The organism is Stenotrophomonas sp. 22DLJC03, assembly GCF_056861405.1.
Genome location: NZ_JBSPUG010000010.1, coordinates 35885 through 48536, shown reverse-complemented (window position 1 = coordinate 48536; position 12652 = coordinate 35885). Strand labels below are relative to the sequence as shown.

The window sequence follows — 12652 nt, the reverse complement described above, 5'->3', positions numbered from 1 at the left end:
AAAGGGGACGGAGGGGATTAAGTCGTTTGTGCACAAACGACTTAATCCCCTCCGTCCCCTTTTTTCTTCAATCCAGGAACCGTGCGGCCTGCTCCGGTGTCGGCAGATAGCAGCCGTCATGCCGCCCGAACCAGCGATAGCGGTTGCGGGCCAGCGCGCGGTACGCCGCGTCGCGCCAGCTGCGCGGCAGCACGCGCAACGCACCAGTGAGGCGCCAGCCACCACCGAGTCCTGCCAGCACGCGCAGGATCGCATCGGTATCGGTCCAGGCGCCCTGTTCGTCCAGCAACAGGAACGACATCGGGTCCCGCGGATCCAGCCCGTGCGCGCGCAGCAGGGCGCTGCCCTGCGCACCCTGCATTGCCGCGAAGCGATAGCGTCCCTTGCGATCAACGCGCAGCAGGAAGCGCACCCAGCGGTTGCACAGTGCGCAGACACCATCGAACACGATCACCGCGCCGCCCGCGTCGGTGGCGGCTTCACTGCGGTTCGAGCCAGCCTTCATAGCGGATCAGGGCTCCTGCCCAGGGCAAGGTCACATCGACCAGGAAAGTGTAGCGCTGGTCGTCCCAGGCCTCGCGGCAACGTACGCCACCAAACCAGCGCGTCGGCAGCGGCAGCAGGCCAAATGCCCAGACCCGCCGCACCGACCAGTCGATGCCACCGTCGCGGGCCTGCAGGTCGAACTCAAAACGCACCGCACCCAACTGCTCGTGCAGATACCCTTCGTGCGCCCACAGCCTCGATACCATCGGCCAGCGGCCGAAGCGTCGTGCCCAGCGTTCACCCTGCCCGTGTGCGCTGAACGCCACCTCGGTCGGCAGCGCCTCGCCATCCCTTGGCAACCGCGCCAGCGCGGCCAGCAGCGGCACCAGCCAGTGCCGGCCGCGCTCGATCCGCGCCTGGCCCACGTAGCGGCAGGGCAGCGGCGCGGCATGCAGTGCCTGCACCGGTGCGACCAGGGTGGCGAAGGCCGGCCCCAGCACGCGCGCGAACAGCGGCACGCTCAGGGCGCGATCCAGGCCAGGGTTGCCATGCGTCCGGTACGACGATCGCGCCGGTGCGAATACAGGTCCGGATCGGCCATGGTCGACACCGTACCGCCGTGAATCTGCGCCGGGTCCATCCCCGCCGCCTGCAGGCGCTGCCGGGCCAGGGCGAACAGGTCCACCTTCCAGTGGCCAGCACGGGTTGCCATGAATGCAGCCTCGGCGGCCGGATCGTGGCCGACGAAGGCGTGATAGACCTCCTCGCCGATCTCGTAATCGGCCGGTCCGGCCGCCGGGCCCAGCCAGGCGCGCAGCTGCGCCGGTGGCGTCTGCATGGCGGCCACGGTGGCCTCCAGCATGCCGTCGGCCAGGCCACGCCAACCGGCATGGGCGGCGCCCACCTCGCTGCCATCGACGGCGGCGAACACCACCGGCAGGCAGTCAGCAGTCAGGATCGCCAGCACCACGCCCGGCACCGAGGTCACCGCGGCGTCGGCGACCGGTTCGCTGGCACCGGCCACTGGCGGCGCGTTGAAGCGCAGTACGGTGCTGCTGTGCACCTGGCGCAGCCAATGCGGCGCCGACGGCAGCGCCAACCCCTGCTGCAGCAGCTGGCGGTTGTGCTCGACGTTGGCCGGGGTGTCACCATCGGCCGCGTGCCGGTTGCCCAGGTTGAACTGCGCGAACGGCGCCGGCGAGATGCCGGCACCATGCCGCCGCGTGGTCAGCGCGTGGACGCCCGCAGGCGCCGGCCAGTCCGCCTGCAGCAATGGCAGCGCGGCAGCCATCACCAGCGGTCCCGCTCGCGTGCGGCGAAGGCGTCGCTGTCTTCGCGCAGCACCTTCAGCAGGTGCAGCATGTCGGCCGGCACCGGCGCAGTGTTGCGCACCGTCTCACCGGTGATCGGGTGCACGAACTCCAGCGTCTCGGCATGCAGCGCCTGGCGCTTGAAGCCGCGCAGCGCGGCCACCAGCTCGTCGCTGGCGCCCTTGGGCAGCTTCAGCGCGCCGCCGTACAGCGGATCGCCCACGATCGGATGGCGGATGTGTGCCATGTGCACGCGGATCTGGTGGGTACGGCCGGTTTCCAGGCGGCATTCCAGGGCGGTATGTGCACGGAAACGCTCGCGCAGGCGGTAATGGGTCACCGCTTCCTTGCCATCCTCGCGCACGCCCATCTTCAGGCGGTCGCGCGGGTGGCGGTCGATCGGCGCATCGGCAGTGCCGCCGGCCACCAGCGCGCCCATCACGATGGCCAGGTACTGGCGGTGCACGTCGCGTGCGGCCAGCTGTTCGACCAGCGCGGTCTGCGCCTCCAGGGTCTTGGCCACCACCATCACGCCGCTGGTGTCCTTGTCCAGGCGATGCACGATGCCCGCGCGCGGCAGCACCGCCACCGACGGGTCGCGGAACAGCAGGGCGTTGACCAGGGTGCCGCTGTGGTTGCCGGCGCCGGGGTGTACCACCAGGCCGACCGGCTTGTTGATCACCAGCAGGTACTCGTCCTCGAACAGCACGTCCAGCGGGATGTCCTCCGGCTGGGCGTCGGTCTGGGTTTCAAGCACCACGGTGAGGGTGACCACCTCGCCGCCGCGCAGCGGATCGCGCGGGCGGGCCTGGGCGCCGTCCAGCAGGACATCGCCGGTCTTGATCCACTCGGTCAGGCGCGAACGCGAGTATTCGGGGAACAATTCGGCCACGACCGCGTCGAAACGGCGGCCGGCAGAGGTGTCGGGGACGATGGCCTGGCGGGCCGATTCAGAGGGTTGTTCAGACATGGCAGGGGGCATTCTTTGAAATTTTGGGGTCCCGGCGGCCGGTTTCAGTCGCTGGACAGGACACTAGGCTATCATCGACCCTTCGTATTCCAGCCGCGTCCCGCCTCGACCTCATGATCCGACGCTCCGTCATGCTCTCTGCGCCCGTCCGCCTCACCGCCCTGTTGCTGGTGCTGGTCATCGCCGCCACCGGTTGCCATCGTGGTGCCAAGAAGGGTGATCGCCCCGATGAAGGGACGCCGGTCGAACAGTTGTACGAGAAGAGCCACAAGCTGATGCAGGGTGGCAACTGGAGCGGCGCCGAAGGCAGCTTCCGCCGCCTGGTGGCCCAGTATCCGTACGGCCCGTACACCGAACAGGCGATGATCGAAACCGCCTATGCCCAGTACAAGGCCGGCAAGCACGATGACGCGGTGTCCAGCATCGACCGCTTCATCCGTACCTACCCGACCCACCGCAACATCGCCTACCTGTACTACCTGCGCGGCCTGGCCAACTCCAACCGCAGTACGGTTTTCCTTCGCCGCGTATGGTCTCTGGATGCAAGCCGCCGCGACCTGTCCACGCCGCACCAGGCGTACTCGGACTTCAACATCGTGGTAGACCGCTACCCGAACAGCCGCTACGCCGCTGATGCGCGCCAGCGCATGCTGGAGCTGCGTGACGTGTTCGCCCAGCACGAGCTGGACAACGCCCTGTACTACATGCGCCGCGGTGCATGGGTCTCGGCCGCGGGCCGCGCCAACTACCTGCTGGAAACCTACCCGCAGAGCGCCTTCCAGTACGACGCCGTCGCCGTCCTGGCCGATTCCTACACCCACCTGGGCAACAAGACCCTGGCCGACGACGCCCGCCGCGTCCTGCAGCTGAACCAGCCGGACCACCCGTGGCTGGAAGGCAAGTGGCCGAAGTACCCGTGGATGGTCCGCAAGCTGAACCCGTTCGCCGGCGAGAAGTCCGCCAGCACCGGCCAGCGCAACGCGCGACTGGAAAAGAAGTAAGAAAAAGGCCCCGCGAGGGGCCTTTCTTCTTTCTGTAGAGTCGAGCCGTGCTCGACTGCTCTCAGCAGGACGCTCCACGCGCGACGGCTTCCCGGGTGCCGCCTAGGAATTCTCCGAATCCCCGGTGGATGCGACGCCGGTCCCAATCGGCGCGGGCAAGGCCCTCCACACTGCGGCGCAACGGCCATCCTGGCCGGCAAGGAGCGCCCCATGACACCACCGCCCCGCCGTTTGCGGCACCTGACCACCCTGATCGCTTCGGCCGTGCTGGCGCTGGCCTCCGGCCCGCTGGGCGCCACCCCGGCCGCCCCCGGCGACCTGCTCTCCGCCGCACCCTATCGCGCCGGCTGGGTGCCGTCTGCGGCCGCCCAGGCCTACAAGCTGCACTACCGCACCCCAGACCACCGTGGCCAGTTGGCCGAAGGCACCGGCCTGCTGTACCTGCCGGCCGGCGCGGCTCCGGTCGGTGGCTGGCCGGTGGTGTCGTGGGCACACGGCACCCAGGGCATCGCCGATCGCTGCGCCCCCTCCGTGTCCGGCCCCTACCAGCCTGAACGCGACGGGCGTTTCCTCGACCTGTTCCTGGCACAGGGCTATGCCGTCGTCGCCGCCGACTACCAGGGCCTCGGCAGCCCCGGTGACCACGCCTACCTGCACGTGCGCACCGCCGCACGCAACGCCATCGATCTGGTCAAGGCCAGCCATCAGTACCTCGGCCGCACCACACTGTCGCCGCGCTGGGTCTCGGTTGGCCATTCGCAGGGCGGTGCCGCCGCGCTTGCTGCCGGCCACATCGCGGATGCTTACGGCGGACCATCACTGCGGTACCGCGGCAGCTTCACCACCGGCACGCCCACCGCCGTCGAACTGACCGCGCTGGTGATGAAACCGGACAACCGCACCGCCAATCCCGGCGCGCTCAACGCCTATCACGCCTATCTGCTGGATGGCCTGCTGCAGGTCGCCCCGCAGATCGACCGCGTGCTCAGCGATGAGGGGCGTGCACGGGTCGCGCTGGCGCGCGGGCAATGCCTGGGCGAACTGGCCGCCACGCTGGAAGGCGCCGATACCGGCGCGATGTTCATCTCACCGCTGACCGACGTGGCGGGCATCTGGACGTTGCTGCACGACTACCTGGGCGTGCCGCGCCGCGGTTTCAGCCAGCCGCTCATGCTGGGCCATGGCAGCGAGGACCGCGACGTGCCGTACCTGACCACCCTGCTGTATGCCGCGGGGCTGGTCCTGCGTGGAGAGCCCGTGGCATTCCGGCGCTATCCGGTCGACCACCGCGGCACGCTGGATGCGGCGGCTGCGGATGGCCTGGCGTTCGTGCGTGCGCGGCTGGGGGACAGCCCGTTCGACGAAGCCACCGAAACCGCCGGCTTCGAACAGCTGCTCGACCAGGCCCGGTAGATTCACGCCATGCGTGGATACGTGGTCTACGGGATTGCCGGCCAGCGGCCGGCACTACCTGGTAGCGCCTGGCCCTGCCCGGCGACCTGCGCTCAGCCCTTGTAGCCGTTGCTGATCGGGTAGCGGCGCTCACGGCCGAACGCACGCCGCGAGACCTTCGGCCCCGGCGCGGCCTGGTGCCGCTTCCACTCACTGATGCGCACCAGGCGCAGCACGCGGTCGACCACGGCCGCGTCGTAACCGGCCGCAACGATCTCCGTGCGCGACTGCTCCTGGTCGATGTAGCGGTACAGGATGCCGTCCAGCACGTCATAGGCCGGCAGCGAATCCTGGTCCAGCTGGTTCTCGCGCAGTTCGGCCGAAGGCGGGCGGCTGATCACCGCCGGCGGGATCACCGGCGCACCGCCCACGGTGTTGCGCCACTTCGACAGACCGAATACTTCGGTCTTGTACAGGTCCTTCAGCGGCGCGTAGCCACCACACATGTCGCCGTAGATCGTGGCGTAACCCACCGCGTACTCGCTCTTGTTGCCGGTGGTCAGCAGCAGGCCGCCGAACTTGTTGGCCAGCGCCATCAGGATCACGCCACGGCTGCGCGACTGCAGGTTCTCCTCGGTCACGTCCGGGGTGGTGCCTTCGAACATCGGCGCCAGCGATTCCATCAGGCCCTTGAATGCTGGCTCGATCGACACCGCTTCCAGCTTCACGCCCAGCGCCTGGCACTGTTCGGCGGCCAGATCATTGGACAGGCCAGCGGTGTAGCGCGACGGCAGTCGCACTGCGGTGACGTTTTCGGCACCCATTGCATCCACGGCCATCGCCAGCACCAGCGCCGAGTCAATGCCACCGGACAGGCCCAGCCACACTTTCCTGAAGCCGTTCTTGCGGCAGTAGTCCTGGATGCCACGGGTCACAGCACGCCAGGCCAGCGCGTCCATGCTCTCGTCGCCATCGTCCATCCACACGTGCGGCATGAAGCGACGGGTTTCACCGTCGTACTCCACCACCAGCCACTGGTCGACGAAGGCCGCCGCGGCCGGATGCACGGTACCGTCGCCGTCGGCCACCACCGAAGCACCATCGAATACCAGCGCGTCCTGGCCACCGACCACATTGAGATAGGCGATCGCCGCCCCGCTCTCGCGGGTTCGCGCGGCCAGCACGGCATCGCGCTGGGCGTGCTTGCCGCGCTCGTACGGCGAAGCATTGGGCACCACCACCAGCTGCGCACCTTCGCGCACGGTGTCGGCCAGCGGCTCGGCGAACCACAGGTCTTCGCAGATCAGCAGGCCCACCGGAATGCCGTTGACCTCAAACACGCAGCTGCCGCCATCCGGATCGACATCGAAGTAGCGACGCTCGTCGAACACCGCGTAGTTGGGCAGTTCGCGCTTGCGGTAGGTCTGCTCGACCAGGCCATCGCGCAGCACGCTGGCGGCGTTGTAGACCACCGCACCTGCTGCCTGCGGCCAGCCGACCACGGCGGTGATGCCACGGCAGGCGGTTGCGATGCGGGTCATCGCCTGCTCGCATTCGTACAGGAAACCGGGGCGCAGCAGCAGGTCCTCCGGCGGATAACCGCTCACGGCCAGCTCGGGGAACATCACCAGCTCGGCGCCGTACTCGTCGCGCGCCTGGCCGATCATCTCGATGATGCGCTCGGTGTTGCCGGCGACATCGCCGACCGGGAAGTCGAACTGCGCCATCGCGATGCGGATCGAAGCCATGGGAATCCAGCCTGTGGTTGCAATGCGGCCATTGTAACGCCGGGGTCAGATCTCTTTTGCGCAGCAAAATGGATCTGACCCCACACCAGACGCAGAAAGGCCGCCCGGAGGCGGCCTTTCTGTTTCAAGCAGCCGGCCAGCGGCCGGCTCTACAGAATCGTCTGCCGGAGGCAGTCGATCTTATTTCACCAGCTTGGCGATGGCAGCGCCCAGGTCGCCCGGCGAACGCACGGTGACGACGCCAGCGGCTTCCATGGCAGCGAACTTGCCTTCTGCAGTGCCCTTGCCGCCCGAGGCGATCGCACCGGCGTGGCCCATGCGCTTGCCGGCCGGAGCCGACGCACCGGCGATGAAACCGACGACCGGCTTCTTCACGTGGTTCTTGATGTACTCGGCGCCGGCTTCTTCAGCGTCGCCGCCGATTTCGCCGACCATGATGATGCCTTCGGTCTGCGGGTCTTCGTTGAACAGCTTCAGGCAGTCGACGAAGTTCAGGCCGTTGATCGGGTCACCACCGATGCCGATGCAGGTGGACTGGCCCAGGCCGACTTCGGTGGTCTGCTTGACCGCTTCATAGGTCAGGGTGCCCGAACGCGACACGATGCCGATCTTGCCCGGCTGGTGGATGTGGCCCGGCATGATGCCGATCTTGCACTCACCCGGGGTGATGACGCCCGGGCAGTTCGGCCCGATCAGCACGGTGTCCGGATGCGAACGGGTCAGCACGTTCTTGACGCGCAGCATGTCCAGCACCGGGATGCCTTCGGTGATGCAGACGATGACCTTGATGCCGGCAGCAGCGGCTTCCAGGATCGCGTCGGCCGCGTACGGCGGCGGCACGTAGATGACCGAAGCGTTGGCGCCGGTGCTCTGCACGGCGTCGGCAACGGTGTTGAAGACCGGCAGGTCGATATGGGTGGTGCCACCCTTGCCCGGGGTCACGCCGCCAACAACCTGGGTGCCGTACTCGATCATCTGAGTGGCGTGGAAGGTGCCCTGCTGGCCGGTGAAGCCCTGCACGATCACCTTGGTGTTCTTGTTAATCAAAACAGACATGGGAATTCCTTGGTGTCGGATCAGGCAGCGTTCTTGACAGCTTCAACGATCTTCTTGGCGCCATCGTTGATGTTGTCAGCCGGGATGATGGCCATGCCGCTGTCACGCAGCAGCTGCTTGCCTTCTTCCACGTTGGTGCCTTCCAGGCGCACCACGACCGGAACCTTGACGCCCACTTCCTTCACGGCGGCGATGATGCCTTCGGCAATCATGTCGCAGCGGACGATGCCGCCGAAGATGTTGACGAAGATGCCTTCGACCTTGTCCGAGGACAGGATCAGCTTGAAGGCTTCGATGACGCGCTGCTTGTTGGCACCGCCGCCCACGTCCAGGAAGTTCGCCGGCTCGCCGCCGTTGAGCTTGATGACGTCCATGGTGGCCATGGCCAGGCCTGCGCCGTTGACCATGCAGCCGATGTTGCCGTCCATGGTGACGTAGTTGATGTCCAGCTCCGAAGCGATCACTTCGGTCGGATCTTCCTGGGTCTTGTCGCGCATGGCGACCAGGGCCTTCTGGCGGAACGCGGCGTTGTCGTCGCTGTCGAACTTGCCGTCCAGCGCGTACAGGTTGCCGTCGTCCAGGATGGCCAGCGGGTTGATTTCAACCAGCGCCAGGTCCTTTTCGTTGAACAGGCGGTACAGGTTCACCATGATGCTGGCGAACTGGCCGGCCTGCTTGGCGGTCAGGCCCAGCTTGAAGCCGAAATCACGGCCGTGGTAACCCTGCACGCCTTCGACGAAATCGACGTTCAGCGAGTGGATCAGCTCCGGGGTTTCAGCAGCGACCTGCTCGATCTCCACGCCGCCTTCCGAAGAAGCGATGTAGGTGATGGTCTTGGTGCCACGGTCAACCAGCACCGACAGGTACAGTTCCTTGACGATTTCGCCGGCGGTGGTCACCAGCACCAGGTTGACCGGCAGTTCAACGCCAGCGGTCTGGTAGGTGGCCATCTTGGTGCCGAGCATCTTGGCCGCAGCGGCCTTCACGTCGTCGGTGGTCTTGCAGAACTTGACGCCGCCAGCCTTGCCGCGGCCGCCAGCGTGGATCTGCGCCTTGACCATCCAGGGGCCCTGGCCCAGGGAGTTGGCAGCGGCAACAGCTTCGTCCGGGGTCGCAGCGACCTTGCCGGCCGGGACCGGGATGCCGTACTCGGCAAGCAGTTGTTTTGACTGGTATTCGTGGAAATTCATGCGTCACCGTGGGAATAGGAACGACCGCACGCAATTCCTCAGGGCCCCGGCGGGGCGCCGGCATGGACCGCGGCGGGCCCACTATTGTGGCCGAGCCAGCGCCGGGGCGCAAAGAAGTCTGTACAAAACGCCAGACCCGGCCAGATTTCCACCATCATTCAGGCAGTTGCGCCCCGGCCGACGCTGGCCACCGGTATCCACAGCGGGCCAAATGCGCGATCCGGGCCGCGCCGACGGCGCCCGCCCGGGGGCCCTATACTGGTCGAATCGAGCAGACTCGACGCCACATCGACGCGACGTACCGGCCGGCTTCAGGGGATGCCAGGCAGGCCCGCCGCAGATTCCAGACCCAGGCAGCCAGAAGGGGAGTTCCGGCGTGTCACCCAGTGCTTCATTGATCGACCGCATCGAATCGATTCCGCGGCGTGAGCTGTATTTCTTCGCGCTGTACCGGGTGCTGATCGCCGCGGTCATCGCCGGCCTGCTGTACAGCCCGTTGTCGGCCATGGTCGGCGAAGCGCATCACCCGCGCCTGGCCGATACCGTCGCGGCGATCTATCTGCTGCTGTCGCTGCTGGCCCTGGTGATCGGCCGCAACGAGCGCTGGCTGCGCCCGATCGTGGTCAGCAGCGTGCTGGTCGACATCATCGCCGCCACCTTGCTCTCACATGCACTGCCCGGTGCCAGCGCCGGCATCTCGATGTCGCTGCTGTTCAACATCGCCGCTGCTGCCACCCTGCTGCCACTGAGCTGGGGCCTGGGCCTGGCGATCGCGGCCAGCCTGGCCACGGGCGCGGAATACAGCTGGAAACTACTGGAAGGGGGCGACCCCACACGCACCCTCGCCGAGCTGGCGATGTTCGCCACCAGCTACCTGGCGCTGGCCTTCATCAGCTTCCAGGTGGGCAACCGCGCGCGCCGCAACCAGCAACTGGCCAACCAGCGCGGCGATGAAGTGGCCAACCTGTTCCAGATCAACGAACTGATCATCCGCCGCATGCGTACCGGCGTGCTGGTGGTGGATGCCGACAGTCGCATCACCCTGGCCAACGAAGCCGCCTCGATGCTGCTGGGCGACAGCGATGGCAACGGCGAAAGTGGGCGCCTGGACCTGACCAGCGCCGCGCCGGAACTGGCCCGCCGCCTGCAGCGCTGGCGCAACGGCTGGGCGCAGGACGAGCTGCCGCTGCAGCTCAACCCCGACCAGCCCGAGGTACAGCCGCGCTTTGCCCGCCTGCTGGCCGGCAGCGAACTGGCGCTGGTGTTCCTGGACGACTCCAGCGTGGTCTCGCGCCGCGCCGAATCACTCACCCTGTCGGCGATGGGGCGATTCTCGGCCAGCCTGGCGCACGAGATCCGCAATCCGCTGGCGGCGATCAACTACGCCGTGCAGTTGCTGGAGGAAGGCACCGGCTTCAACGAAAGCGACCGCCGCCTGCTGCAGATCATCCGCCAGCAGTGCCAGCGCACCAACGGCATCGTCGAGAGCGTGCTGGGCCTGGCCCGGCGCGAGCGCGCCACCCCCGAGAACGTAGACCTGGCCGCGTTCGTGCGCCGCTTCGTGCTGGAGTACAAACAGGGGCAGACGCTGGAGACCGACAGCATCGAGCCGATCATCAACGACAGTTCGGTGATGGCCCAGGTCGATGCGAAGCATCTCTACCAGGTGCTGACCGTGCTGGTGCACAACGCACTGAAGTACGGCCGCATCGGCCAGCAACCCGCACGCGTACGGCTGCGCGTGGCGCAGCACGAGCGCAGCGCGGTGATCGACGTGATGGACCGTGGTCCGGGTATTCCAGAGAGCGTTGCCGCGCAGCTGTTCCGGCCGTTCTTCACCACCTCCGAGCATGGCACCGGCCTGGGCCTGTATATCGCCCGCGAACTGTGCCGGGCCAACCAGGCACGGCTCGACTACATTCCGGTGCCGGCGGGCGGCTCCTGCTTCCGTCTGGTGTTGCCCGGCCCGCACACGCTGTTGCCCACCTGATTCTGATTCTGTGCGTCAAACATTTGTCGCTTCCAGCCCCCTCGTTTATCTTTCACGCCCATGAACGAAACCCGCAGCGCCCTCGTCGTCGACGATGAACGCGACATCCGCGAACTGCTGGTACTGACCCTCGGCCGCATGGGGCTGCGTATCAGTACCGCCGCCAACCTGGCCGAAGCGCGCGAGCTGCTGGCCAGCAATCCGTACGACCTGTGCATCACCGACATGCGGCTGCCCGATGGCAACGGCATCGAACTGGTCAGCGAGATTGCCCAGCACTACCCGCGCACGCCGGTGGCGATGATCACCGCCTTCGGCAGCATGGACCTGGCCGTGGAAGCACTGAAGGCCGGTGCCTTCGACTTCGTCAGCAAGCCGGTGGACATCGCCGTGCTGCGTGGACTGGTCAAGCACGCACTGGAACTCAACAACGCCGAACGCCCGCTGCCCGGCCCCAATGCCGAACAAGGCGCACGCCTACTGGGCGCTTCGCCGGCCATGGACGTGCTGCGCACCACCATCGGCAAGGTCGCGCGCAGCCAGGCGCCGGTCTACATCCTGGGAGAGTCCGGCGTTGGCAAGGAACTGGTCGCACGCACCATCCACGCCCAGGGCGCGCGCGCGGCCGGACCGTTCATTCCGGTCAACTGCGGCGCCATTCCCGGCGAGCTGATGGAAAGCGAGTTCTTCGGCCATCGCAAGGGCAGCTTCAGCGGCGCCCACGCCGACAAGCCCGGACTGTTCCAGGCCGCGCACGGCGGCACCCTGTTCCTGGACGAAGTGGCCGAGCTGCCGCTGCAGATGCAGGTGAAACTGCTGCGCGCGATTCAGGAGAAGTCGGTGCGACCGGTCGGTGCGGCCAACGAAGAACCGGTGGACGTGCGCATCCTATCGGCCACCCACCGCGATCTGGCCGAGCTGGTCGAGGACGGGCGTTTCCGCCACGACCTGTACTACCGCATTAACGTGATCGAACTGAGGGTGCCGCCGCTGCGCGAGCGTCGCCAGGACCTGCCGGAGCTGGCCGCGGCCGTGCTGGCACGCCTGGCCCGCAGCCACGGCCGCGCCACCCCGCTGCTGGCGCCGTCGGCGCTGGAGGCACTGGCCCAGTACGCCTTCCCCGGCAACGTGCGCGAACTGGAGAACATCCTGGAACGCGCGCTGGCCTTGGCCGAGGAAGACTGCATCGGCGCCGATGACCTGCGCCTGCCGCAGCACGCGCCGCGTGCGCCCGGCAGTGCCGCGCCCGCCGAAGCCGTGGCCGACCTGCAGCCCGGCAGCGCCGCCCTGCCCTCGTACATCGAGCAGCTGGAGCGCAGCGCCATCCAGCGCGCGCTGGAAGAGAACCGCTGGAACAAGACCCGCACTGCTGCGCAGCTGGGGATTACCTTCCGCGCGCTGCGCTACAAGCTGAAGAAGCTGGGAATGGAGTAATCAGCCGGGTCGGATCCCTTTCCGCAGGAAAGGGCTCTGACCCGATGCCGACCGACGTCATCCACGCATGGCGGG

Annotated in this window: 11 protein-coding genes; 4 read left to right on the top strand and 7 right to left on the bottom strand. The window is 67.3% G+C overall.

Translation table 11 applies throughout. The annotated features are described in order from the left end of the window. Positions 1–67: 67 nt before the first annotated feature. The 4 genes from AC13GA_RS20315 to rluD are packed head-to-tail and all read right to left on the bottom strand — an operon-like array spanning position 68 to position 2766. Positions 68–505, bottom strand: coding sequence for a thiol-disulfide oxidoreductase DCC family protein (locus tag AC13GA_RS20315; RefSeq protein WP_482998832.1), 438 nt, complete (start codon positions 503–505; stop codon positions 68–70). Further along, positions 480–1004, bottom strand: a complete 525-nt coding sequence (locus AC13GA_RS20310) for a DUF4166 domain-containing protein (protein ID WP_169050352.1) — start codon at positions 1002–1004, stop codon at positions 480–482. The genes AC13GA_RS20315 and AC13GA_RS20310 overlap by 26 nt, the downstream gene beginning before the upstream one ends. A 2-nt stretch (positions 1005–1006) precedes the next feature. After that, entirely contained in the window at positions 1007–1777 is a 771-nt protein-coding gene (gene pgeF / locus AC13GA_RS20305) for a peptidoglycan editing factor PgeF (protein ID WP_136639329.1), read from the bottom strand. Beyond that, on the bottom strand, positions 1777–2766 hold the full coding sequence (gene rluD / locus AC13GA_RS20300; RefSeq protein ID WP_080103094.1) for a 23S rRNA pseudouridine(1911/1915/1917) synthase RluD: 990 nt from the start codon (positions 2764–2766) through the stop codon (positions 1777–1779). The genes pgeF and rluD overlap by 1 nt, the downstream gene beginning before the upstream one ends. Before the next feature lie 113 nt (positions 2767–2879). On the opposite strand from rluD, the gene AC13GA_RS20295 reads away from it, so the two are divergent. Together AC13GA_RS20295 and AC13GA_RS20290 are read left to right on the top strand one after the other, a co-directional pair. Continuing rightward, entirely contained in the window at positions 2880–3767 is an 888-nt protein-coding gene (locus AC13GA_RS20295) for an outer membrane protein assembly factor BamD (protein WP_046985444.1), read from the top strand. Positions 3768–3977: 210 nt separating this feature from the next. Further along, complete coding sequence (locus AC13GA_RS20290) at positions 3978–5180, top strand: alpha/beta hydrolase family protein (RefSeq protein WP_482998831.1); 1203 nt, start codon at positions 3978–3980, stop codon at positions 5178–5180. A 92-nt stretch (positions 5181–5272) separates the two neighbouring features. On the opposite strand, the gene AC13GA_RS20285 is transcribed toward AC13GA_RS20290, so the two are convergent. The 3 genes from AC13GA_RS20285 to sucC form a co-directional block, all read right to left on the bottom strand. Continuing rightward, positions 5273–6907 carry an NAD+ synthase gene (locus AC13GA_RS20285; protein WP_046985446.1) on the bottom strand — a complete coding sequence of 545 codons (1635 nt, stop codon included), beginning with the start codon at positions 6905–6907 and terminating at the stop codon, positions 5273–5275. 180 nt (positions 6908–7087) lie between these two features. Next, a complete protein-coding gene (gene sucD / locus AC13GA_RS20280) occupies positions 7088–7963 on the bottom strand; it encodes a succinate--CoA ligase subunit alpha (RefSeq protein ID WP_005410793.1) in 876 nt (291 codons plus the stop codon). 20 nt (positions 7964–7983) lie between these two features. Further along, the gene (gene sucC / locus AC13GA_RS20275; RefSeq protein ID WP_004154430.1) at positions 7984–9153 is read right to left on the bottom strand and encodes an ADP-forming succinate--CoA ligase subunit beta; all 1170 of its coding nucleotides are present in this window, start codon (positions 9151–9153) and stop codon (positions 7984–7986) included. 376 nt (positions 9154–9529) lie between these two features. Between sucC and AC13GA_RS20270 the strand changes: the two genes are divergently transcribed. Together AC13GA_RS20270 and AC13GA_RS20265 are read left to right on the top strand one after the other, a co-directional pair. Beyond that, a complete protein-coding gene (locus AC13GA_RS20270; RefSeq protein WP_046985447.1) occupies positions 9530–11143 on the top strand; it encodes a sensor histidine kinase in 1614 nt (537 codons plus the stop codon). 60 nt (positions 11144–11203) lie between these two features. Then, positions 11204–12577, top strand: a complete 1374-nt coding sequence (locus AC13GA_RS20265; RefSeq protein WP_482998830.1) for a sigma-54-dependent transcriptional regulator — start codon at positions 11204–11206, stop codon at positions 12575–12577. Positions 12578–12652: the final 75 nt, after the last annotated feature.

Excerpts from the sequence above, each read along its gene's own strand:
- AC13GA_RS20265 (WP_482998830.1), top strand. The coding sequence starts at position 11,204 with ATGAACGAAACCCGCAGCGCCCTCGTCGTCGACGATGAACGCGACATC.
- AC13GA_RS20295 (WP_046985444.1), top strand. The coding sequence starts at position 2,880 with ATGATCCGACGCTCCGTCATGCTCTCTGCGCCCGTCCGCCTCACCGCC.
- rluD (WP_080103094.1), bottom strand. The coding sequence starts at position 2,766 with ATGTCTGAACAACCCTCTGAATCGGCCCGCCAGGCCATCGTCCCCGAC.
- AC13GA_RS20315 (WP_482998832.1), bottom strand. The coding sequence starts at position 505 with ATGAAGGCTGGCTCGAACCGCAGTGAAGCCGCCACCGACGCGGGCGGC.
- pgeF (WP_136639329.1), bottom strand. The coding sequence starts at position 1,777 with ATGGCTGCCGCGCTGCCATTGCTGCAGGCGGACTGGCCGGCGCCTGCG.
- sucC (WP_004154430.1), bottom strand. The coding sequence starts at position 9,153 with ATGAATTTCCACGAATACCAGTCAAAACAACTGCTTGCCGAGTACGGC.
- sucD (WP_005410793.1), bottom strand. The coding sequence starts at position 7,963 with ATGTCTGTTTTGATTAACAAGAACACCAAGGTGATCGTGCAGGGCTTC.
- AC13GA_RS20285 (WP_046985446.1), bottom strand. The coding sequence starts at position 6,907 with ATGGCTTCGATCCGCATCGCGATGGCGCAGTTCGACTTCCCGGTCGGC.
- AC13GA_RS20290 (WP_482998831.1), top strand. The coding sequence starts at position 3,978 with ATGACACCACCGCCCCGCCGTTTGCGGCACCTGACCACCCTGATCGCT.